Source organism: Acetivibrio cellulolyticus CD2, from assembly GCF_000179595.2.
Lineage (GTDB): Bacteria > Bacillota > Clostridia > Acetivibrionales > Acetivibrionaceae > Acetivibrio > Acetivibrio cellulolyticus.
Genome location: NZ_JH556653.1, coordinates 1,650,018 through 1,672,211 on the forward strand (window position 1 = coordinate 1,650,018; position 22,194 = coordinate 1,672,211).

19 protein-coding genes are annotated in these 22,194 nt (G+C 36.1%); 1 reads left to right on the forward strand and 18 read right to left on the reverse strand.

The window, feature by feature from the left end:
- Window positions 1-695, forward strand: a 695-nt coding sequence (locus ACECE_RS27075; RefSeq protein ID WP_010680939.1) for an IS110 family transposase, incomplete at its 5' end; no start/stop codon positions are given.
- A 167-nt stretch (window positions 696-862) separates the two neighbouring features.
- Here the strand turns inward: ACECE_RS27075 and hisA are convergent.
- From hisA to glnA, 18 genes are all read right to left on the reverse strand, one after another.
- The gene (hisA, locus tag ACECE_RS0209315; RefSeq protein ID WP_010680940.1) at window positions 863-1,576 is read right to left on the reverse strand and encodes a 1-(5-phosphoribosyl)-5-[(5-phosphoribosylamino)methylideneamino]imidazole-4-carboxamide isomerase; all 714 of its coding nucleotides are present in this window, start codon (window positions 1,574-1,576) and stop codon (window positions 863-865) included.
- A 41-nt stretch (window positions 1,577-1,617) separates the two neighbouring features.
- Entirely contained in the window at window positions 1,618-2,235 is a 618-nt protein-coding gene (gene hisH, locus ACECE_RS0209320) for an imidazole glycerol phosphate synthase subunit HisH (RefSeq protein WP_010680941.1), read from the reverse strand.
- Window positions 2,236-2,320: 85 nt separating this feature from the next.
- Window positions 2,321-3,205, reverse strand: coding sequence for a phosphoribosylaminoimidazolesuccinocarboxamide synthase (locus ACECE_RS0209325; protein ID WP_010680942.1), 885 nt, complete (start codon window positions 3,203-3,205; stop codon window positions 2,321-2,323).
- Window positions 3,206-3,236: 31 nt separating this feature from the next.
- The gene (gene hisB / locus ACECE_RS0209330; RefSeq protein ID WP_010680943.1) at window positions 3,237-3,824 is read right to left on the reverse strand and encodes an imidazoleglycerol-phosphate dehydratase HisB; all 588 of its coding nucleotides are present in this window, start codon (window positions 3,822-3,824) and stop codon (window positions 3,237-3,239) included.
- 136 nt (window positions 3,825-3,960) lie between these two features.
- Complete coding sequence (gene hisC / locus ACECE_RS0209335; protein WP_010680944.1) at window positions 3,961-5,031, reverse strand: histidinol-phosphate transaminase; 1,071 nt, start codon at window positions 5,029-5,031, stop codon at window positions 3,961-3,963.
- Window positions 5,032-5,054: 23 nt separating this feature from the next.
- Window positions 5,055-6,347 carry a histidinol dehydrogenase gene (gene hisD / locus ACECE_RS0209340; RefSeq protein WP_010680945.1) on the reverse strand — a complete coding sequence of 431 codons (1,293 nt, stop codon included), beginning with the start codon at window positions 6,345-6,347 and terminating at the stop codon, window positions 5,055-5,057.
- Between the two features lie 7 nt (window positions 6,348-6,354).
- Window positions 6,355-6,996 carry an ATP phosphoribosyltransferase gene (gene hisG, locus ACECE_RS0209345; RefSeq protein ID WP_010680946.1) on the reverse strand — a complete coding sequence of 214 codons (642 nt, stop codon included), beginning with the start codon at window positions 6,994-6,996 and terminating at the stop codon, window positions 6,355-6,357.
- Window positions 6,997-6,998: 2 nt separating this feature from the next.
- The gene (gene hisZ, locus ACECE_RS0209350; protein WP_010680947.1) at window positions 6,999-8,255 is read right to left on the reverse strand and encodes an ATP phosphoribosyltransferase regulatory subunit; all 1,257 of its coding nucleotides are present in this window, start codon (window positions 8,253-8,255) and stop codon (window positions 6,999-7,001) included.
- A gap of 161 nt (window positions 8,256-8,416) precedes the next feature.
- The gene (locus ACECE_RS0209355) at window positions 8,417-10,144 is read right to left on the reverse strand and encodes a cellulase family glycosylhydrolase (protein ID WP_010680948.1); all 1,728 of its coding nucleotides are present in this window, start codon (window positions 10,142-10,144) and stop codon (window positions 8,417-8,419) included.
- Between the two features lie 268 nt (window positions 10,145-10,412).
- Window positions 10,413-11,141, reverse strand: coding sequence for a hypothetical protein (locus ACECE_RS0209360; RefSeq protein ID WP_010680949.1), 729 nt, complete (start codon window positions 11,139-11,141; stop codon window positions 10,413-10,415).
- 91 nt (window positions 11,142-11,232) lie between these two features.
- The gene (locus ACECE_RS0209365; protein ID WP_235715929.1) at window positions 11,233-12,459 is read right to left on the reverse strand and encodes an ArnT family glycosyltransferase; all 1,227 of its coding nucleotides are present in this window, start codon (window positions 12,457-12,459) and stop codon (window positions 11,233-11,235) included.
- Between the two features lie 279 nt (window positions 12,460-12,738).
- Window positions 12,739-13,716, reverse strand: a complete 978-nt coding sequence (locus ACECE_RS0209370) for a hypothetical protein (RefSeq protein WP_010680951.1) — start codon at window positions 13,714-13,716, stop codon at window positions 12,739-12,741.
- A 203-nt stretch (window positions 13,717-13,919) separates the two neighbouring features.
- Window positions 13,920-16,139, reverse strand: coding sequence for a DNA helicase PcrA (gene pcrA, locus ACECE_RS0209375; protein ID WP_010680952.1), 2,220 nt, complete (start codon window positions 16,137-16,139; stop codon window positions 13,920-13,922).
- A gap of 154 nt (window positions 16,140-16,293) precedes the next feature.
- A complete protein-coding gene (gene hpf, locus ACECE_RS0209380) occupies window positions 16,294-16,824 on the reverse strand; it encodes a ribosome hibernation-promoting factor, HPF/YfiA family (protein WP_010680953.1) in 531 nt (176 codons plus the stop codon).
- 820 nt (window positions 16,825-17,644) lie between these two features.
- Window positions 17,645-18,895, reverse strand: a complete 1,251-nt coding sequence (locus ACECE_RS0209385) for an ABC transporter permease (RefSeq protein ID WP_010680954.1) — start codon at window positions 18,893-18,895, stop codon at window positions 17,645-17,647.
- Between the two features lie 2 nt (window positions 18,896-18,897).
- Window positions 18,898-19,788, reverse strand: a complete 891-nt coding sequence (locus tag ACECE_RS0209390) for an ABC transporter ATP-binding protein (protein WP_010680955.1) — start codon at window positions 19,786-19,788, stop codon at window positions 18,898-18,900.
- Between the two features lie 206 nt (window positions 19,789-19,994).
- Window positions 19,995-20,570, reverse strand: coding sequence for an ANTAR domain-containing response regulator (locus tag ACECE_RS0209395; protein ID WP_010680956.1), 576 nt, complete (start codon window positions 20,568-20,570; stop codon window positions 19,995-19,997).
- Between the two features lie 153 nt (window positions 20,571-20,723).
- Window positions 20,724-22,058, reverse strand: a complete 1,335-nt coding sequence (glnA, locus tag ACECE_RS0209400) for a type I glutamate--ammonia ligase (protein ID WP_010680957.1) — start codon at window positions 22,056-22,058, stop codon at window positions 20,724-20,726.
- Between the last annotated feature and the right edge of the window lie 136 nt (window positions 22,059-22,194).

Below are 22,194 nucleotides of genomic sequence, written 5' to 3' on the forward strand. Positions count from 1 at the left end.
CAGATACATTTGGTGCTACATCCAGCAGCATTATTGAAGAATTTTTTTCTGTTGATGAATTTAAAAAAAAAAAAAATGAGAAACAAAAAAACTTTATCAGCAAAAAAGGTATTTTCTGCTTTGATAATCCTGATGAAATTGCAGCCACTCTTCAGAAAGCTGCAAGAAGTTCATACCGTCTTCCCAAAACGGTTACTCATTCAGTAAATCAGGTACTTGCTGTGTCTTTTTCGGCTATAAAAGCTTATAAGGAACAGCTCAAAATCTTTGATAAGGCTATTGAGGAACAAATTAAACTTATTCCTAATCCTTTAACCTCTATCAAAGGAATCGGCCCTGTATACTCTGCCGGAATAATAGCAGAAATTGGTGATATTCATCGTTTCAAAGATCATGCTGCATTAGCTAAATTTGCGGGTATTTCCTGGACAAAACACCAATCAGGAAACTTTACGGCTTCAAATACTAAATTAATTAAGTTTGGTAACCGTTATTTGCGTTACTACTTCATGGAAGCAACTAACAAAGTGAGATTGCACGATCACGAGTTAAAACGCTTCTATGAATTAAAATATAGCCAAACCCCAAAAACAGCTCATAAAAGGGCACTTGCATTAACTGCCAGAAAATTCGTTCGACTTGTCTATGCACTGCTGCATAGCAATCGACTTTATATTCCACCAAAAGGAGATTAATTTCCATTTGGTTAACCATATCCTACCATATTTACAAACTTACTTTGGTAGGCTTAATAGGTGATGCCTTTTTATGCTCAAAACCGGTAAAATATCATCAATATTTCTAAATTTATTTCCAATTTGGTATTGACATTTTACCGCTGGACTTATTAATAGCTTGCTTATTATCGTGCTATCTCTATAGCTTGCTTCAAATCTACATCTCCTGTGTATAAAGCTCTTCCAACTATTGCGCCGGATACGCCAACCTCTTTGAGGTTTTTAATGTCTTCCAGCTTGCCAACCCCGCCGGAAGCTATTATGTCAATGTTAACGGCTTTAACCATTTCTTCCATAGCTTTAAGGTTTGGTCCAGTCAGCATGCCATCTCTTGATATATCTGTGTATATAATTGTTTTGGCACCTAACTCTTCCATTTTTTTTGCAAAACTTACTGCTGTAAATTCGCTTGTTTTTTCCCATCCTTCAATGGCAACCATACCATCTTTCGCATCTATGCCTATAACAACATTGTTTTCAAAAGTTTTAAGTGCGCGTTTTACAAGTTCTGGATCCTTAACTGCTGAAGTTCCCAGTATTACTCGTTCAATACCTTTGCACAAAATAGTCTCGATCATTTCGATAGTGCGGATTCCTCCGCCTACTTGAACCGGTATACCCATTTTTACTGCCATTTCGCTGATAACAGCAATATTTTGTGCTTTTCCTGTCCTGGCTCCATCCAAATCAACCACATGCAAATACTGTGCACCCGCCTTTTCCCATCTAAGTGCCATTTCTACAGGGTTGTCAGAATAAACAGTCTCCTTGTTGAATTCACCTTGTGTAAGTCTTACGCATTTTCCTTCTCTTACATCCACCGCAGGATAAATAATCATTTAATTAAACCTCCTGTATAATAAATAAGAGTACATAAGCTCTATCCCTTTACTACCTTAGCAAAATTTCTTAAGATCTCAAGCCCGACTTCTCCACTTTTTTCAGGGTGAAATTGGGTTGCAAACACGTTCCCTTTCTGGACAGCAACCGAGAAAGTAATACCATAGCTGGTTTCTGCTATTACAATATCTTTATCGGATGTATCCAGGTAATAGGAATGCACAAAATAAACATATGGATTTTGTGACAACCCACTAAGCAACGGGGAATTACCCTTTATATCAAGCAGGTTCCATCCCATATGGGGTACCTTTAAGTTCATGTCTTTAGGAATCTGGCGGATTGCTCCTTTAAGAATGTTCAAGCCTTGAACATTCTCGCCTCCCTCTTCGCTGTGCTCAAACAAAAGCTGCATGCCAAGGCATATACCCAGGAAAGGTTTACCGCTTTCTATGACAGTTTTGATAACATCTATCAGCCCACGCTTTTCAAGTTTTTCCATAGCATCTGCAAATGCACCTACTCCAGGTAGTACTACTGCATCTGCATTAAGAATGAAATCCCTGTCAGAAGACACCTCTGCTTCACAACCAATAAAATGTAAGGCTTTTTCAACGCTTCTTAAGTTCCCTACTTCATAATCTATAACAGCAATCAATTCTTTTCACTCCAAACCAAGAAAATTCTCAAATTCCTTAAACAACATACACTCCCAATAATATTATTAATGGGAGTGTCTATTATTAATCTAATTTTTTGCCAGTCAAACGTTCATATGCTTCTATATATTTAAGCTCGGTGTTTCGAATTACATCATCCGGTAATACTGGAGCTGGTGGCTTTTTATCCCAATCTGTCGATTCAATGTATTCCCTCAGGAACTGCTTGTCAAAGCTTTTTTGTGGACGTCCAGGTTCGTATTCGTTCATATCCCAGAATCTTGATGAGTCTGGAGTAAACATTTCATCAGCAACTACCAGTTTGCCGTCTTCAAGACCGAATTCAAATTTGGTATCTGCAAGGATAATTCCTTTGCTTTCAGCATATTTGCTTGCCTTATTGTACAAAGCAATACTTGTTTCCTTAAGCTGGTTAGCAAGATCAGTTCCTATTTCTTTGCAAAGCTCTTCAAAGCTGACATTTTGGTCATGTCCTTCTGAAGCCTTTGTTGATGGAGTAAAGATCGGTTCAGGAAGTTTGTCCCCCTGTCTTAAACCCTCTGGAAGCTTTATGCCGCAAATACTGCCTGTAGCTTTATAGTCTTTGAGTCCGGAACCTTCAAGGTATCCTCTGACTATACATTCTGCTTCCACCATCTTTATTTTTTTAACCAGCATAGACCTGCCCTGGAGTTCTTCCTTAAACTGAGACAATCCTTCCGGATATTGGCTCACATCTGTGGTAATAACATGGTTGCCAACAATGTCTTTTGTGTAGTTAAACCAGAACTCGGAAATGCTGTTAAGTACTTTTCCCTTATTAGGTATCAAATTTGGAAAAACCACATCAAAGGCAGAAATCCTGTCAGTAACAATAATTAATATCTTATCTCCCAAATCGTAAACGTTTCTGACCTTACCCTTGATATGCAGCGGTAATTTAATAAAATCGGTATCGTTTATTAACATAGCTCTCTTACACTCCTACAAATTTTATTTATTATAAAGTTCCTTTCGTAGACATTACACCTTCAATCCTGCTGTCTATAAGTACCGCCTGATCCAGTGCCCTTCCGAAAGCTTTAAAAATAGCTTCAATAATATGATGTGTATTGTTCCCGTAAAAAACCTTGATATGTAAGTTCATACCTGCATTAAAAGCAACTGCTCTAAAAAATTCCTCAACCAGTTCAGTTTCCATATTTCCAAGTTTTTGAGCCGGAAGTTCTGCGTCAAAAACCAGAAAAGGTCTTCCACTCAAGTCCATCGCAACAAGTGCCAATGCTTCATCCATGGGAACAAATGAAGAACCGTACCTTTTTATGGACTTCTTGTCTCCCAAAGCTTCTTTTAAAGCCTGCCCCAATACAATTCCCACATCTTCAACGGTGTGATGGGCATCAACATGAAGGTCTCCCTGTGCTTTAACTTCCAGGTCAAACAAACCATGTCTTGTAAACAGGTCCAGCATATGATCAAGGAAGCCAACTCCGGTATTAACTTTGCTCTTGCCGGAACCATCAAGATCTATACATAGCGTTATATCCGTTTCACCGGTTTTTCTACTGATTTGAGATTTTCTTTCCATTCTTTAGCTGCCTCCGAACACATCGTATTAAACATTTTTTATTATAACAGAACAAGCCTTTTAATTCTACCAATTCTATAAAAAATCTCAACATGTAATTTATATTTTTAATGCCTGATTTAACTGCTATAATGTTCTAATTCATGATACTCTTAAGTTCTTCAAGCAGGACATCGTTTTGTTCCTTATTACCTACACTGATTCTAATATACTTGCCTAGTACAGGAGCATCACCAAAGCTTCTCACTAGTACGCCCCTTTTCTCAAGTTCTTTCGCAACCGTTTTTGCATCAGGCAACTTTACAAGAATATAGTTTGCTCCAGAAGGAAGAACGGATACATTATTAATTTTCTCGAGTTCTGCACATAAATACTCCCTCTGCTCAATCAAATATTTAATCTGTGCCTCTATTTCTTCCCTATCTTCGAAAACCAGCTTTGCAACCAGTTGTGATAAAGAACTTATATTATATGGAGGTCTTACCTTGTTAATCTCATTGGCCATCTCTTTACCGCTTAGGGAGTACCCGCAGCGGATGCCTGCAAGGCCATAAGCCTTTGAAAATGTACGAAGCACAATAAGGTTTTCAAACTTAGGCAAAAGTGTTACAGCCGACTCCCCAGCGAACTCTGCATACGCCTCATCAATAACTATTACGGTCTTTGGGCACATGGAACAAATCTTCTCAATATCCTTTAACGCAAGCAAATTACCGGTAGGATTGTTTGGCGTACAAAGAACTACTAATTTTGCTGCTTCACTTTTAGCTTTATCTATGAATTCATCAATCTCATACGCAAAGTTATTTTCTTCCTTTAGAGGCACTTCAACAGCGGTTCCCCCTCCAATTATTGTATCAAGTTTATACATGCTGAATGAAGGTGTAGGACATATTACTTTCTCTCCTTTGCCCACAAACGTATTAACAAGCACCTGTATCAACTGGTCTGAACCTGTTCCTACGACAATACCTTCCATATCAACACCCCAGTATGCTGATAAAGTCTTTCTAAGTTCAATGGAATCGGTATCTGGATAAAGGTACAAAGAAGGTCCTTCCATAATTATGTCTGCGAGTTGCTTTCTTACCTTTATTGGAAGTTCAAAAGGGCTTTCATTTGCATCAAGTTTAACTCTATATGGTACCTGATTTGCATTGTATGGAATAAACTCCTTAAACTCGGATCTGATTAAATCTTTTATCATTTAAATGTTCCCCTTTCCTAACTCTACTCAAACCTCACTCTGATTGCATTTGCATGTGCTTTAAGGCCTTCAGCCTCAGCAAACATTATTACATCATCTTTTACCTGCTGCAAAGCCTTTTTAGAATAAGATATAATACTTGATTTCTTCATAAATTCAGAAATATTCAGCGGTGAGAAGAATCTCGCTGTTCCGCTTGTAGGCAGAACATGGTTTGGCCCTGCAAAATAATCACCTAAAGGCTCTGATGAGTAATTTCCCAGGAAAACAGCTCCAGCGTTCTTTATATAGCTTATTAGGCCAAAAGGTTCGTTTACGCAAAGTTCCAAATGCTCAGGTGCTATCTTGTTTGCAACATTTATTGCGCTATCAATGTCATCAACAACTATAATTGCTCCAAAATCCTTTAAGGACTTCTCTGCTATTTCCTTTCTCGGCAGCACGTTAAGCTGGACTTCCAACTCCTTTTGTACCTCACTGGCCAATCTTTCAGAAGTTGTTACCAGAATGGAGGATGCAATTGCATCGTGTTCTGCCTGTGAAAGCATATCTGCAGCTACAAATCTTGGATTTGCAGTATCATCTGCAACAACCATTATTTCACTTGGTCCAGCAATCATGTCAATATCACAGTACCCATAAACCATTCTTTTTGCCATTGCCACATATATGTTGCCGGGACCTACAATCTTATCCACCTTTGGTATGGACTGCGTTCCAAAAGCCACTGCAGCTACCGCCTGCGCCCCGCCAACTCTATATATCTCATTTACGCCTGCTTCGTTTGCTGCTACAAGTATAGCCGGATTGATCCCGTTAGCACCTCCGGGAGGTGTCACCATCACTATCCTGCTTACACCAGCAACCTTTGCGGGTACGGCATTCATAAGAACCGATGAAGGATAAGCTGCTGTTCCACCTGGAGAATATATACCTACCACTTCAATTGGGTTGTAAAGCTGTCCCAATATAACGCCATCCTCACCTGTCGTAAACCAGGATTTTTCAAGCTGTTTTTCGTGAAACTGCGCTATATTCTTTCTAGCCCTCTTAATTACTTCAATGAGCTCCTTGTCAACCTTTTCATATGCTTCCTCTATCTCAACCTGAGATACCAACAAATTATCCGGACAAAGCTCAACCTTGTCAAACATATTTGTATATTCTAAAACGGGCTTGTCTCCGTTCTTTTTAACGTTATTAACTATATCTGCAACTTTATTTTGTATGTCTCCATATTCAATCTGACTTCTTGCAGCCAATTTATTAAAAATATCACTGTCTTTATTTGATCTCAAGTCTATAAACTGTATCATAGCATTGTCACCTCTTCTCCAGTTCTTTTCTTATGCCATCAACTATTTTGTTTATACGTTCACTTTCCATCTTCATGCTCACTCTGTTTACAACAAGCCTTGCACTTATATCTGCGATATGCTCTAGCACTACCAGACCATTTTCCTTAAGTGTCCTGCCGCTTTCAACCAGATCTACTATTACTTCCGATAGTCCAACAAGTGGTGCAAGTTCTACAGAGCCATTCAATTTGATTACTTCTATTGATTCTCTTCTTTTATGTTCAAAGTATTCCCTGGCAATTTTAGGATACTTAGTAGCTACCCTTTTGTTATTGAATTGGTCGAGCTTTCCCTGAAGTTCAACAGGCCCTGCTACTACCATTCTGCATGCAGCAAATCCTAAGTTTAGCACCTCGTAGAGATGTCTTCCCTCCTCTAAAAGGGTATCCTTACCCACAATCCCTATATCTGCTGCACCATATTCTACATAAGTAGGTACATCGCTTGGCTTTGCAAGGAAAAACTTTATCTTGTTCTTCTCATCAGTTAGAATAAGTTTTCTTGACGAACCTTTAAGTTCAGTACAATCCAGCCCTATAGCTTCAAATAGTTCAACAGAAAGCTCTGTAAGTCTTCCTTTTGATAACGCAATAGTTAAATACCTCATATTTACCTCCCTAACAGCTCATCTATAGTTACAGTTGAAGTTTCGTGCTTTTCAATGTTATGGACTTCGATACGCTGATCATCAAGAATGCTTATTACTCCGCCAATTCCCTTTGTTCTTGCGTATTCCTTCACATCTTCCATTCCATTCCCTGTAACATCAATTTCAACTACCAATCCCTGATCCCTTAAAGCCTGACAAACCCTAAACGCAGTTTTTCTGCCTTCTTCCCTATAACAGATAAGACTGTCAATTGAAGGCTTTTCTGACTCAATCTTCTGACGGTCGAGAGCCATCATAATCATGTTTATTCCTAATGAAAAACCCGTTGCAGGGCTCACTTTACCAAACTTTTCAACCAGCTTGTCGTATCTACCGCCGCTTAAAATTGGGAATCCTGCTCCATATGTAAAGCCTCTGAATATAATGCCTGTATAATAATTCAAGCTCTGTACCATTCCAAGATCTATAGATACATATTTACTAAGTCCGTAATCATCAAGTATCTTGATTACTCTTCTCAAGTTTTCAAGAGCATTAATTGATTTCTTGTTAAGCGAATACTTTTCAACACTATCAATTACATCCAGCGATCCAAACAATCTTGGAAGACTTAAAACAAGCTCCTTCAGGTCTTCCCTGATGTTATGTGTCTTTACCAGTTCCTCTACCGCCAGGTAATCCTTTCTATCTATAAGCACCCTCATTTGCTCGGTTTCTTCAGCCGACAATCCGGTCTCTTCCATCAATCCTTTGAAGAAATCCACCTGTCCTATGTCTATCTGGAAGCTTTCCAAACCCGATGCCCTGACTGCATTAATTGCAGTTGCAATCACCTCAGCATCAGCCTCCGGCGAATTTATCCCCATCAGTTCAACACCCGCCTGGGTAAATTCCTTTTGCTTTCCTCCGCCTAATTCCTTATAGTTAAATGTATTCCCTATATAGCAGAATCTCAACGGATGACTGACATCCTTATATTTAGTTGCTGCAAGCCTTGCTATTGGAATAGTAATTTCCGGTCTTAAAACTAATATACGTCCCTGCTGGTCAAAAAACTTGAACATCGTCTCCTGCGCAGTAATACCATCCTCTGCAAGAAAAGCATCATAAAACTCAACTATTGGAGTTTCAACTTCATAAAATCCCGAACTTCGAAATACTTTTCTTATCTTCTCTTCAAGATTCCTTTTAACAAAGCATTCATTTACAAGTACATCCTGAACACCTTCAGGCGTATAGATTTTCCACTTAGTCAATTTCCGCACCTCACTTTATCACTTTACTACATTAAAGTTGTAAATTAATGAATTAAAAATATTATAGTATAAGTATGGCAATTTGTCAAACAAAAAATCCCCTTATTTTGGTTTAATCAAAATAAGGGGACTTTTATCTATTGAAACTTAATTTGCTATAATTATACTGGACTTGACCCTATCAATCCACTTACATCTTGACCTAGAAGTATCATTCTCATTATCGCAAAATCAATTGAATTAATCTTTCCGTTGCCATCCATATCCAATGCTTCTGAGTTAAAATTTCCACTTACAAATATTCCTAAAATATTCATCCTGGCTAACCCAAAATCAATTGAATTAAATGCACCATCTCCATTAACATCTCCACGAACGAATCCTGTTGCTGTTTGCGTTGGAGTAGTTGTATTTTTTGTTGGTGTAGGAGTAACAGGTTTCACTGTAGGTGTAGGTGTTGATTCTGATGTAACTTGTGGCATACCCAAATATGCTCCTAATGAAATACCATTTTTACCAAGTGCCACTTGATGGTCAAGACTTATATATTTGCCGCTTGATGTTTGCCACAATGCCTTTTCCAATAATCCATATTTACTTTCATCCCATGTTGACCAATCGTTTCCGATCAATCCTCCGGTATCACCCGAATTTGGATTTATACACCAGAATGTATGATTAATACGATTTTTAATCATGTAATCTCTGAGCAGTTCCATCCACTTCTGGTTCTTTCCTCCATCCATGTGTCCGCCCCACTCACCAATTAAAAGTGGTGCAATTTTTTTGTCATCAATATATGCCCAGCTATCATACCAGTAATCATCCAAAAGTGTTTGTGTTGTAAAATCCTTTTCAAACCATGTTTGTGCATAAACTGAAGGACCGTAATCATGTGGTGAATAAACTATCTGCTTGTTTAGTGAACCTAAATCAACAGGATAGTCTTTTACACCTCTAAGGTTTCCACCCCACCATGCCGGATACCATGGAGCAGCATCTCCACTTGCTCCCCAAATATCTGGTGTATCACATGTATAACCTTTTTCAGTTTTAGGATATTGTTCAATACCTTCAATCATTATCAATAAGTTAGGGTTTGCAGCAAGTATTGCCTTTGCACATTTTTCAGAAGCATATTTCCAATTGTTTTCATCTGTAGAATTGTCCCATTTTGCCATAGTAGCAGGGCAAGTTCCAGTATATCCACGCTTTCCGTGCGGCTCATTTTTTAAGTCTAATGCTAATATAGTATCATCGTTTTTATATTTTTCTGCTAACCATGCTAATGTATCTATCCACATATCTGTAGTAACTACACCTGTAGTTTTTGCTTCTTTTCCATACCATAATTCGTAGTTGTGTCCCGAGTTATTTGCATCAGGACTATGTATGTCAACCATTACCTTTATTCCGAGCTCTTTACAGTAACCCATTATAATATCAAATATCTCCATACTGTTTCTAACTTCACCAGTTGAAGGATCAACAAAATCAGGGTTAACAACAGTATACGGAGGCTTATTAGTTGCTGTTACGCTTGAAACTGGATTTGGCTTTCCACTCATCCAGCTATATAGAAGTTCTGTAGAAATAGGTATTCTTAAAAATCCTATACCTCTATCAGCTATGCTGTTCAGAATACCCTTAACATCATACCATGCACCATGGAAACAATTTTCGCTGCAGTTAAAACCAAACCAGTTGGCACCTGTAAGCCATACTTCATTTCCATACATGTCCAGAACCTTGTCGCCTTCACAATGCAACCAGTCATCAGTGTTTGTGTCGGCAGCTTTCACTTTGTTTCCAGTGTTTGTTGAGAAACAACACAACAAAAGAATCATTAGTGCAACAGCTAACGAAACAACTCTTTTCGTTTTTTTCATAAAATCTCTCTCCCCTTTTAATATTTTTTTATTTATTTGAAACTTACTAAAGTTGAAATCAAAGATGTCTCTACACTTTTAACAATTCAGACCTATTATAATATATTCGAATTGTAATCATTTCTTAGGGGGCTTAAATTGTTAAAATTCCTCAAGTGATATTAAATTTAACAAAATCTTATACTATTATTTTATTCGACAATTGGTATGAAATCAACAAAAAAATTATAACTCCTTTTTTATCAACATTTCATGCAAAAACATTACTCTATTGACCTCCATTATACCAATATAGGACTTCTTTTCTTGGTAAACTTACAGCAATTATGCTATTGCTATCTAATTCCCTGAAATAAAAATCATCCGGAAATACATCAATATGTTTATCAAATATAAATATATCCGAATAATCCGCTATTTGTGATTGAAGCTTACCACTACCAAACTCCTTTCTATTTACATCCTTTTTTTCCTTAGGTAATGAGCTTTCATCTATTTTATACTTTAAAAGGACATCATTAAATTCCTTATAACTCAGCCCCATTCTTAATATTAAGGATGTTGATGCTTGTAAAAATCCTCTTCCGTAGCACATTTTCACATTTATTGCACTACTGGGTATTGATTTTGGAAAGTGGTTCAGCACTTTAGATTTCGGGTATCCATTTTCTCTTAAAATATATTCGTAATATTTTATGTCACTAAATGGCCCTGAAGTTTCCCACCCTAGTCCAATGCATCCTCTTAAAATTCCCAGCATAAATATACCTATACATAAAAATGATATAAACTTAAAAATCTTCTTATCCCTTGAAAGAAAAAACGATGAGATAATAATTACTGCCCCAGGTAATATCGTAAAAAGGTATATAGCCATTCTCTTTGATTCATAAGACAGGGGATCATACATAATAATCAGTTGTGACATAACCACAAAAGCAATTCCAATTAACGGATATTTTAAATTCTTGCTCTTCACTAAATTTATCAAGTCCATGTTTTTGCCTCATTCCTTCTTGTATAACTCCGTCTTGCTTACAAGGATTGGACCACTGATGCCAATCCCTATGCTATTGCTGAATATATCCTTAACCTTTCGAAAAGTTTTTTTGCCGAAGAGATCTTGCGAATTTTCCTATAGAATCCGTAGCCTTAGACAAACTAAAGCCGGAAAGAATAAAAAATGCTGGTACTATAAAATATCTATACCTGGTTTGAATTTCTATAAGCAAATATATCGCAAAATATCCTGATATAAGCAACGTTATAATATATAAATGTAAATTGCCGTTTTTGCTTTTTATAATCAAAAACATCGTCAAGCCAGCAAACAATAGCATTAATGCATATTGAATTTTTTCCAGCCCAACAAGGTAATCTATTTCATTTGATGTTAGATCTGTTCCGGGAGATATAAATTGAATAGTACTATCACTATGAGTCCACATAATATTGAATTTTTTAATTGCCAATATAGCCAATTCATATTTATTTTCAAGTCTTTCACGAATTATATCCTTTTCAATCCGGTATAGCTCATCACCAACCGGGTATTTATCAAGAATTTTTGCATCTTCATTTGAGTACCCGCCATTTGTAGAGTGATTCAGTCCTACAACAAACTTCCAGTAAACATTGCGATTCCCAAAATTATATTCTGTTATATCAAACGCTTTCAACGAGTATCCAAACAATTGGACCACTATATTAAATGTTAATAATATAACCGCAGCCTTAGATATAATTGAAATAAAATCCGATGGTTTCTTTTCTCCATTTTTATTAGTTAATTCCTTGTTCTTGATAAAATTAAAAATACTATTAAAAACAATAGCAATTACAATAATATATAGTGCAAAATTGCCTTCAGGTCTCATGATATGTCCAATTGCCATTGAAATTCCTGAAAGCACATAAAATCCCCATCCACTCTTATATGTAATTATTAATAAACCAAGATATACAAAAAATGCAGAGATTACTTGGTTTGTAAGCATCGAATTAAAAACAATCGACTGTATATAAATTGCATAAAGCAAGCTTGAAATACGTGCAGCCTTGTCATTAAAGATTTTTAAAGCTATAAAATATATCAATACTACAGTTCCGGTTGAAAAAAGTACGTTAAGAAACTTTACAACAAGAATATTACTCCCAAACAAGAAGTATAAACACGAACAATATATGGAAAATCCCAATTGATACACCCATACATTAAAGTACTCTATTCCCTTTAGTGCAGAAAGTTTTCCTTCCAAAATCAAATTTGCAGCTGTATTCAACAGGCTGAAATCAGATGTAGGTTCTGTTTTCACTAGAAATATCCAAATTAGTCTTAATGATAACGATAATAAGATTAACCCAATTAAGAATACTCGCTTTCTCTTAATTTTAAATATCAATAAGGAAGAGAAAAATATCAAAAGTAAATAAAGAACAGCGTAGCCATAAAATTTCTTATCTATTCGTATAACATTTACAAATGACAATAACAATAAAACTGCGCCAAAGGCTATAATATACCAAGCCTTAATTTTATCAGCAAGACTCCCCACAAACTTTAACATCGTTCACCTCATACACTTAAATTTCTTTTATTTGAATTCATAGCTGCCCTTCCACTTAATAGAGTCGCCTTTATTAATTATTTTATCAATACCATTTACCATATTGAAATATGTTTTCCCATATTCTTCAGTAAATATTGTGGGCTTATCGTTTTGTAAATTTTCAAAATTACCTAGTCCATAACCAGTTTCAATTGACGCAACAATCTTATATGAATTATTTTTTGATATGAGTGTGAGAGAATTTGCAATATTGTTTTTATTATAAGGACCAGAGTCTGAATCTTTTCCGCAAACAGAAGAAATACCATTACTATATTCAATTCTTTTGCAAGAAGTATCTTGAGTCTGTAATCCGTAATACCTTTGCAATAAAACTTTTTCCAATGCAGTAGAAACCAATTCAATATCAACTTTATTATGTGTGATTTTATATTTTACAACCTCTTTTAACACATATGATTTTATTTTCTTAGTATTATATCCTTGAATATAATTAGTCGCTGTTATCTCAAGACTTTCACAATCATATACTCTATTATCCACTAATTCCTTGCCATCTATCTCAACTGTAAAATTTTCTGTTTTTGCAGTTGGCTCCAGCTTTCCGTTAACCTTGTTACCGTGCCAACCACCGGTAAAAGAGAATTTTCCGCCGTCATCATTTTCCAGGGATTTTACAGCATATGGACCTATCCAATCTGAACACGCCTCCATAAAAGGTACGGATCTCTTTGTAACCCAAGGTGATATTTCACGAGAATAGTTAGTATCCAAATATATTGCTTTTATATTCATCATATTATTTATACCGCATTTTCCAATTCCCAGATGCATATCAGTATGTCTAAGGTATCTATAAGATATATATATATCACTGCCTTGTTTAACAACTTTTAGATTAGTAGGCAAGGGCATTACATTGATTTGTGGAAATAATACCGCAATAGATAACTCAACGAACATTGCCAGTATAAACAAAAACTTAACTTTTTTGAAATTCATTGAATCATCTCCTTTAAATAAAATTTCCAAATATTTGTTGAAGGATTTTATACAGCTGTGCAAGTTTTAATATTTTATTCATAACGACGATACTACTTTTTGGATAATTAGTCAATGCCAATTTGTTTTATTTTGATGTATGTAAATTGATGTAAAAAACAAAACCCCAAATCCAACGGACTTAGGGTTTATCCTTAAAAATTCTATCCTATTTTAGATAAATTAGCAAATGCAGCCATCAGCCTTTTCATCCCTGCACCTTTGAAGTGTATCTCCAGTTTGTAATCATCATTTTCCTTTTCAACATTGGTTATGACCCCAACTCCGAATTTCTTGTGTTCAACTTGATCTCCTATGCTGAAATTCGCGGCCGCAGTTTTGGGCTTACTAACATCAGTAAACGTTGACGTTCTAAAGCTTGACGGAGCACTAAAACTTCCTGTACTTCCAGCACTCACATTTTTATTCACAGGTTTTTTTGAAGTCATTGGCTCCTTCTTTTCATTACCTTCCAACAGTTCAGGAGGAATCTCCTTCAAAAATCTGGACATCTTATTATATGTAGTGTTACCAAACAACGTTCTGGTAAATGTATTTGTCAAATAAAGCTTTTGCTTTGCTCTGGTGATACCAACATAGCACAACCTGCGCTCTTCTTCCAGTTCACTCTCGTCGGACATCGAACGGTAGCCCGGGAAAATTCCCTCTTCCATTCCCACCATAAATACAACGGGAAACTCCAGCCCTTTTGCACTGTGAAGAGTCATCAAGACTACATAATCACCATTTTCGTCCATGTTATCTATATCCGCAACAAGCGATACATTAGCAAGAAAATCCTCAAGACTCTGCTCTTCATTTTTTGCTTCAAATTCCAGTGCAACGGATACTAATTCCTTTATATTTTCAATCCTTGACTGAGCTTCAATAGTATCTTCTTCCTCATAGCTTCTCTGTATGCCGGACTGTTCTATCACTTCCTGTATCAACTCCGACACCTTCATTGATTCCTTAAGTATACGCAGCCTTGATATCATAGCCACAAAACCTTCAAGCTTGGAAGCTGCTCTGGCCAAATCAGGTATTTCCGATGCAGAAGATATAATTGAAAAAATACTTACGCCTTTGCTGTTGGCTAGTCTTTCTGCCGTTTCTATTGTAGTCGTTCCGATACCTCTCTTCGGCTCATTTATGCTCCTCTTTAGGCTTATATTGTCGGAAGGATTCTGAATCAAACGGAGGTATGCAATAAGGTCCTTTATTTCCTTTCTGTCATAGAACTTCAGGCCTCCAAATATTTTATATGCAATTCCTTCCTTTATGAGCATTTCTTCCACAACACGGGACATTGCATTTACTCTGTAAAGAATTGCAAAGTCCTTATACTGCATGTCCTTTATAGTGCTCAGCTTCTTTATCTCATTTGCAATAAAATACGCTTCTTCATGCTCATTCGAACACTCACAATGCCGTATCTTTTCCCCGCCTTTATTTTCAGTCCAAAGACTCTTGTTTTTCCTGCCATAATTATTTTTAATGACGCAGTTTGCAGCATCAAGAATAGTCTGGGTTGACCTGTAGTTCTGCTCAAGTTTTATTGTCTTACAACCACTGAATTCCTTTTCAAAATCCAGTATATTACGTATGTTCGCACCTCTCCAACCGTAAATCGATTGGTCATCGTCACCAACAACACATAAATTCCTGCTTCTTTGTGAAAGCATACTTATCAATGAATACTGTGCACTATTTGTATCCTGGTATTCATCCACAAGTATATATTTGAATTTTCTCTGATAATAGTCCAAAACATCCGGATAATTGGAAAACAGCTTTATAGTCAGCATTATAATATCGTCAAAGTCTACGGCGTTGTTTTGTTTCAGCTTCTTCTGATACAGTTCATATATTTTAGCCACCTTTGCCATTCTAAAATCCGCAGCATACATCTTTCCATATGTAACCGGATCAATCAGTTCATCCTTGGCTCTTCCTATCATCTCAAGCATTGACTTTGGCGGATAGTTTTTTTCATTTAAGTTTAATTCCTTCAAACAGTCTTTTACAACAGTCTGCTGATCTGTGTAATCAAAAATAGCAAAGCTTCTGTCATAGTCAAGCTTTTCAATGTCCTTTCTCAATATCCTAACGCACAATGAGTGGAAAGTACTAACCCACATGCTGTCACTTACATTTTCCACCAGCTTATCAATTCTTTCACGCATCTCTTTGGCTGCCTTGTTTGTAAATGTAATAGCCAATATACTTGAAGGGTAAACACCCTTCTCCTTAATTAAATATGCAATTCTATTTGTAAGAACTCTGGTCTTTCCGCTGCCTGCACCAGCTAATATTAGCAGTGGTCCATCCACATGCAATACCGCTTCCCTCTGTTCATTGTTAAGCCCGTTCAATAAATCCATAGTACAAACCTCTCTTAAACTTTAGTCCGTAGTTTTAGCGCCTGCCACATGATGACAATATTAAATGCCGAGACCTTAATCCCGGCATTTAATATTATAGTCAAAATCAAAACATATTACAAATATATATTTAATTTTCCGATTAAAAATCGATTTAGATATCTGGCTCAATTAAGCCATAATTTCCGTCTTTTCTTCGATAAACTACATTTGCCTCCATTGTTTCGGAATTGGAAAACATGAAAAACTCATGTCCCAACATATTCATCTGTAGAATCGCCTCCTCAATAGTCATAGGCTTTATTGAAAACTTTTTGGATCGTACAACTTTAAAATCATTTACTTCATCCTCATGATCTTCAAAATTGACACTATCAAAACTTAAGTCGCTTTCATGGTACTTTCTTTGAATTTTAGTTTTATTTCTTCTTATTTGACCTTCGAGACTATCAACTACCTTGTCAATCGAAGCATACATATCATCATTTTCCTCTTGTGCTCTAAGAAGGCCACCTTTAAACGGTATTGTTACTTCTACTATCTGCCTGTTCTTCTGCACACTCATAGTTATGTGAGCTTCGGTGTTCTTGTTGAAAAACTTTTCGATTTTTCCAACCTTCTTGATTGCTTTTTCCCTCAATGCATCAGTCACTTCAATGTTTTTTCCTGTAACAATAAATCTCATATAAGCCACAGCCCCTTTCTGTCTATGACAAGCATAATTCTATTCGAATTATCCTGCTTGTCTAAAAATACTTCTTTAATATTTTTACCCCTAAAAAGCTTAATCCTAACACTTATAAATTAAAATAAATTTACACCTCCATAGTTTTTATACTTTCAGAACCAGTCGATGCAATAAAAAAAATTAAACAGGTAAAAATATTTGTAAGAATATTAATTCGACGCCTATATAACAAATCCTTCTTTATTTTTAGCAAATGCTAAATTTAAGTAAATTATTTTCCACACATTTCCCACATTTATTTCACAAAACATGTGTTTTGTGTATATAAAACCTGTGGATAGTGTGGACAATTCTGTGAATAACTTATTTTAGCTTGTTTCACATGTGGATAACTCTGTTATTTCCAAAATTAGTATACCCCACTTTATGTATACCAAAACTTTTTTATTATTTTAACTGTATAAGCACCTTGCATTTGGGCAATCCTCTTATAATATAGTTTGTCAGTATATTATTTCCAAACAACCCCGACAAATTTCATAATTAAGTTCCATTTTATACATTTAATTACATTATGTTAATTTGTAAATAAATGTTTTTCCCACAGCATTCTAAAATAAATTTAAAAAAATTTAAATTTATTTTAAAAAACACTAAAGTCTTTTAGATTTTAATTCGATATAATACCCGAACAATTTAAAATTACTCCCCTAATATCCCGTTACATTCACCCGTCTAAAATGGAATGTCACGGGGCTTTTTTTGCCTATAACTCTATAGCACTATATAAAGCACAGAAATCATTTCTACAAAAATATTACCGTGAAAATTTAAAAAGGTCGCCTATCTTCAACCTTCTGCCATAGTGAAGCACCGCATTCGAATATATTTTAATGGATAGCCATGATAAAAGGAAAATTGTAATAATCAAAGTAGCTATGGAAGCTATCATATCACCAACAGGCACTTCAGACATCATCAATCTGCAAGGCATAGCTAATGGCGATGAGAAAGGAATTATCGATATTATTCGGGCATATTGTCCTTCAGGTTGACTTAGTGCACCAAAGGCTGCATAATACACTACTAAAGTTATTATTGAGATTGGTATAAGTGCCGAATTAATATCCTCTGCTTTGCTTACTGTAGCTCCTGCAACTGCATTTATCATTGCATACAGCGAGTATCCCAACAAAAAATACATTAAAACCATTATAAGCATATATGGCGTCAAACTTGAAAAGTCTACAAATTCTTTGTCTATTTTAAAATCGCTTGGAAAAACAAAAGTATATGTCATAATTCCTGCAATAATTACTGATGCAAATTGACACAACCCAAGCAAACCCATTGCAGCACTTTTTCCCAAAATAATTTTAGAAGGCTTGGTTGATGTTAAAAGAATCTCCATTACTCTTGATGTCTTTTCTGATGCTACCGACATGGAAACCCCATAACTGTAAAAGTAAATTGCTAAAAATATCAATGTTACTATGATGAAAGTCATTATATAATTTCTCATTGTATTTCCTTGTAATTCTTCCACATTAACCGTTATATCGCTTAAAGCTATTTTGGTAACATCATCAGATACCCCGGCATTCTTCAAAAGTCTTCCCACGAAAATAGATTTAATACTACGGCTAAAATTATTTACATCCAGTCCATCACCTGACTTTTTGACAAAGTAATTAAGACTTGGTACTCCCCCACTGCTTCCAATCACCACTAAGAACTTTCCATCGTCTTTACCAACCATTTCTTTAAGACTTTCTATCCTGGATTGATTCTCTATTTTGAAATCATATTCTCCATAAAGTTTGGAAATCTCAGAAAAATCATTATTTAGAATTCCTTTTGGATCAACAATATACAATGTGCTTTTCTTATTTTCATCTTCAGTTTGTACATCAGAAGCCGTTTCAATTTTATCAAGGCGAAAAACTATGGCCGGTATACCGATTGACAAAACTACCAGCAGAATCGTAATTATACTGGATATGACAAACACCTTCTTGCGGGCATTTTCTTTAAATGTAAATGCTAAAACCGTCAAAAATTCCTTCATCCTTAGGCACCTACCTTATCTACGAATATCTCATGCAAAGATGGCTCTCTTATCTCAAACTTATCAATCTTTATTTTTTGTTTAATAATTGATTCAAGGAGCTGGTGAGCCTCCTCATCCGACTTGATTTTTAATTCGTATCCCGTTGCTGTTTTTGATTCCAGCTTGATCCCTTGTTCTCTAATCAATCCATCTATTTCAGTTTCACAGCTTACAAACAGGTTGGTTCTTCCATATCCTCGTTTAATTTCTTTTAAATTCCCCTTAATTACTGACTTCCCACTTTCGAGGATGACAATATCCCGGCAATACTCTTCTACTGCCTGCATTTGGTGGCTTGACATTACTATGTACTTTCCTTTCTCAACAAGCTCATAGATAACATTTTTCAAAAGATTTGTATTAACCGGATCAAGACCACTAAATGGCTCATCAAGAATAATAAGCTCCGGGTCGTGGATTAATGCTGCAATTAGTTGAATTTTTTGCTGATTCCCTTTTGACAGGTGGTCTGCTACCGTCTTAGCATATTCAGAAACCCCAAGCCGTTCACACAAATACTCAAAATTGGCCTTAGCAGTTTTTGCATCAACTCCCCTTAGCTTTGCAAAATACATAATCTGTTCCTGCACCTTAATCTTAGGATATATTCCTCGTTCTTCAGGCAAATATCCAAACGCAACACTCTCCCTGGTAACAGGCTTACCATTCCATTCAATTCTTCCACCGTCTTTATCCAATATGCCAAGAATCATCCTAATTGTAGTGGTCTTACCTGCTCCGTTAGTTCCCAGTAAGCCAAAAACCCCTGGTTCTTTTATCTCAAAGCTAATATTATCAACAGCAGTTTTATCACCAAACTTTTTAACAACATTTGATACAACCAATGCCATATCTATTCCTCCTATTCCATTAACACTATTCTTTTATCTTGCCCAAAAGCAACTTTATCTATAATATCCCTATTTTGTATAAAATTAAATATACCACTTGGAATAACACTTTTCAACAGCTTATAGGTTCACATGACATAAGAAAAGAGATGGTAAATTGCTGCTGCAAAAACCATCTCTAAACAACTTTTTCAACAATATTAACTTTACAAATTATATGTCAGATTAATCGCTTTAGCTATTTCCTTCATCTTTATACCGCGATTCATGCTCTGTTTTTGAATCATTCTAAATGCCTGTTCTTCAGATAAATTCAAATGCTTCATCAAATGTCCTTTGGCCTGTTCCACTTCTTTTCTTGTATCAAGAGTATCCTTAAGATCTTCTATTTCCTTTTCAAGCATCATTACCTTTTTTCTGTTCTTTATTACAAGGTCAACCGTACTTAAAAAGGTATCCCTATGAAGTGGCTTTGCAACAACTACAATATCATATTCCGATTTTAAATATTCTATTGACCCTTTTTGCTCATTGCTTGCTATAAGAATAACATTGCACAACTTATCTTCCATAGCTATTTTTGCTACTTCAATACTGTTTTGTGGTGACAAATCATATTCCAGGACAGCAAGGTCCGGTCTCAAATTAACCAGTTTTCTTAAGGCATCATTTGCATTATTAGCCTGATCAATGACCTGGTATCCACTTGCAACCAATACGGCTTTAAGCTTGTTTGTTGAACCTTCATTACTCATAGCCACCAGTATCCTTGCCGATTCCATAACTGCACCTCCTATGCAGTAAAATTACTTCCGCCAGTACATATCGCATCGTTGACTGCAATTAAAGCATTAAATTCCGCTGCGATATACATATTAACTATATATTCCAAAATGATTGATTTTCTAAACAAACATTTTTTGAATATTGGTATTTTAATATTTGGTTAAATACTGGTCGACTTCCCATTTGCTGACCTTGGTCCTATAATCGTCCCACTCTCCATATTTAGCTTCAATGTATTTTTCAAAAACATGATTACCCAGAACCTCTCTTGCCAGCTCGCTTTTCTTCATTTCCTCAATAGCTTCCTTCAGACTTCCCGGAAGTGATTCTATGCCTTCAGCTAGCCTCTGCTCCTCTGTCATTTCAAATATATTCTTATCAGTTGAAGGAGGGGGCTGAATTTTATTTTCTATACCATCAAGTCCGGCTGCCAATACTGCTGCAATCGCAAGATATGGGTTACATGCCGGATCTGGACATCTCAGTTCAACTCTAGTAGCTGAGCCCCTAGCTGCAGGTATTCTTATTAATGGGCTTCTATTTCTAGCAGACCATGCAAGATATACCGGAGCTTCATAACCAGGTACCAAACGCTTATAGGAATTAACAATAGGGTTGGTTATTGCCGCTATGGACTTCATGTTCTTCAAAAGTCCGCCAATAAACCAATATGCTTCCTGGCTGAGCTGCAATGGATCCTTCTCATCATAAAAAGCATTTTTACCATCTTTAAACAGCGATGTATTAGTATGCATACCCGAGCCATTTATTCCGAAAATCGGCTTTGGCATAAATGTTGCATGTAATCCATTTCTCTGAGCAATAGTTTTTACAACCATCTTAAACGTCATTATGCTGTCGGCAGTACTCAATGCATCACCATATTTGAAATCGATCTCATGCTGCCCTGGAGCAACTTCATGATGTGATGCTTCTATTTCAAATCCCATCTCCTCCAAAACAAGACACATATCTCTTCTTGCATTTTCACCTAAATCCACAGGTCCTAAGTCAAAGTAACCTGCATTGTCATGTGTTATTGTAGTTGGTTTTCCTTCGCTGTCAGTAAGGAACAGGAAAAATTCGCATTCCGGACCCACATTAAATATATCATATCCCATATCATTCGCTTTTTTCAAAGCTCTTTTCAATACATACCTGGGATCTCCATCAAACGGAGTTCCATCGGGATTATAGACATCACATATCAATCTTGCCACTTTACCAGCCTGAGGCCTCCACGGAATAAGCACAAAAGTGTCAGGATCAGGTCTCAGATACATATCTGATTCCTCTATTCTTACAAACCCTTCAATGGATGAACCATCAAACATACACTTATTATCAAGAGCTTTTTCAAGCTGTTCCGACGTTATCGCAACATTTTTCATCATTCCGAAAATGTCAGTAAATTGAAGCCGAATAAATTTTACGTCCTGTTCTTCTACAATTCTCAAAATATCTTCCTTACTATACTTTGGCATGATATATTCTCCTTTCATTCTGTGTAAATATAAACCTCGTTTGGTATAAACCGAAAACCATATCTTTTATTATACCTCTATAGACCATTTTAAACCAGATCATTCAAAGCCACATACAGCAAATTACTTTTTTGCA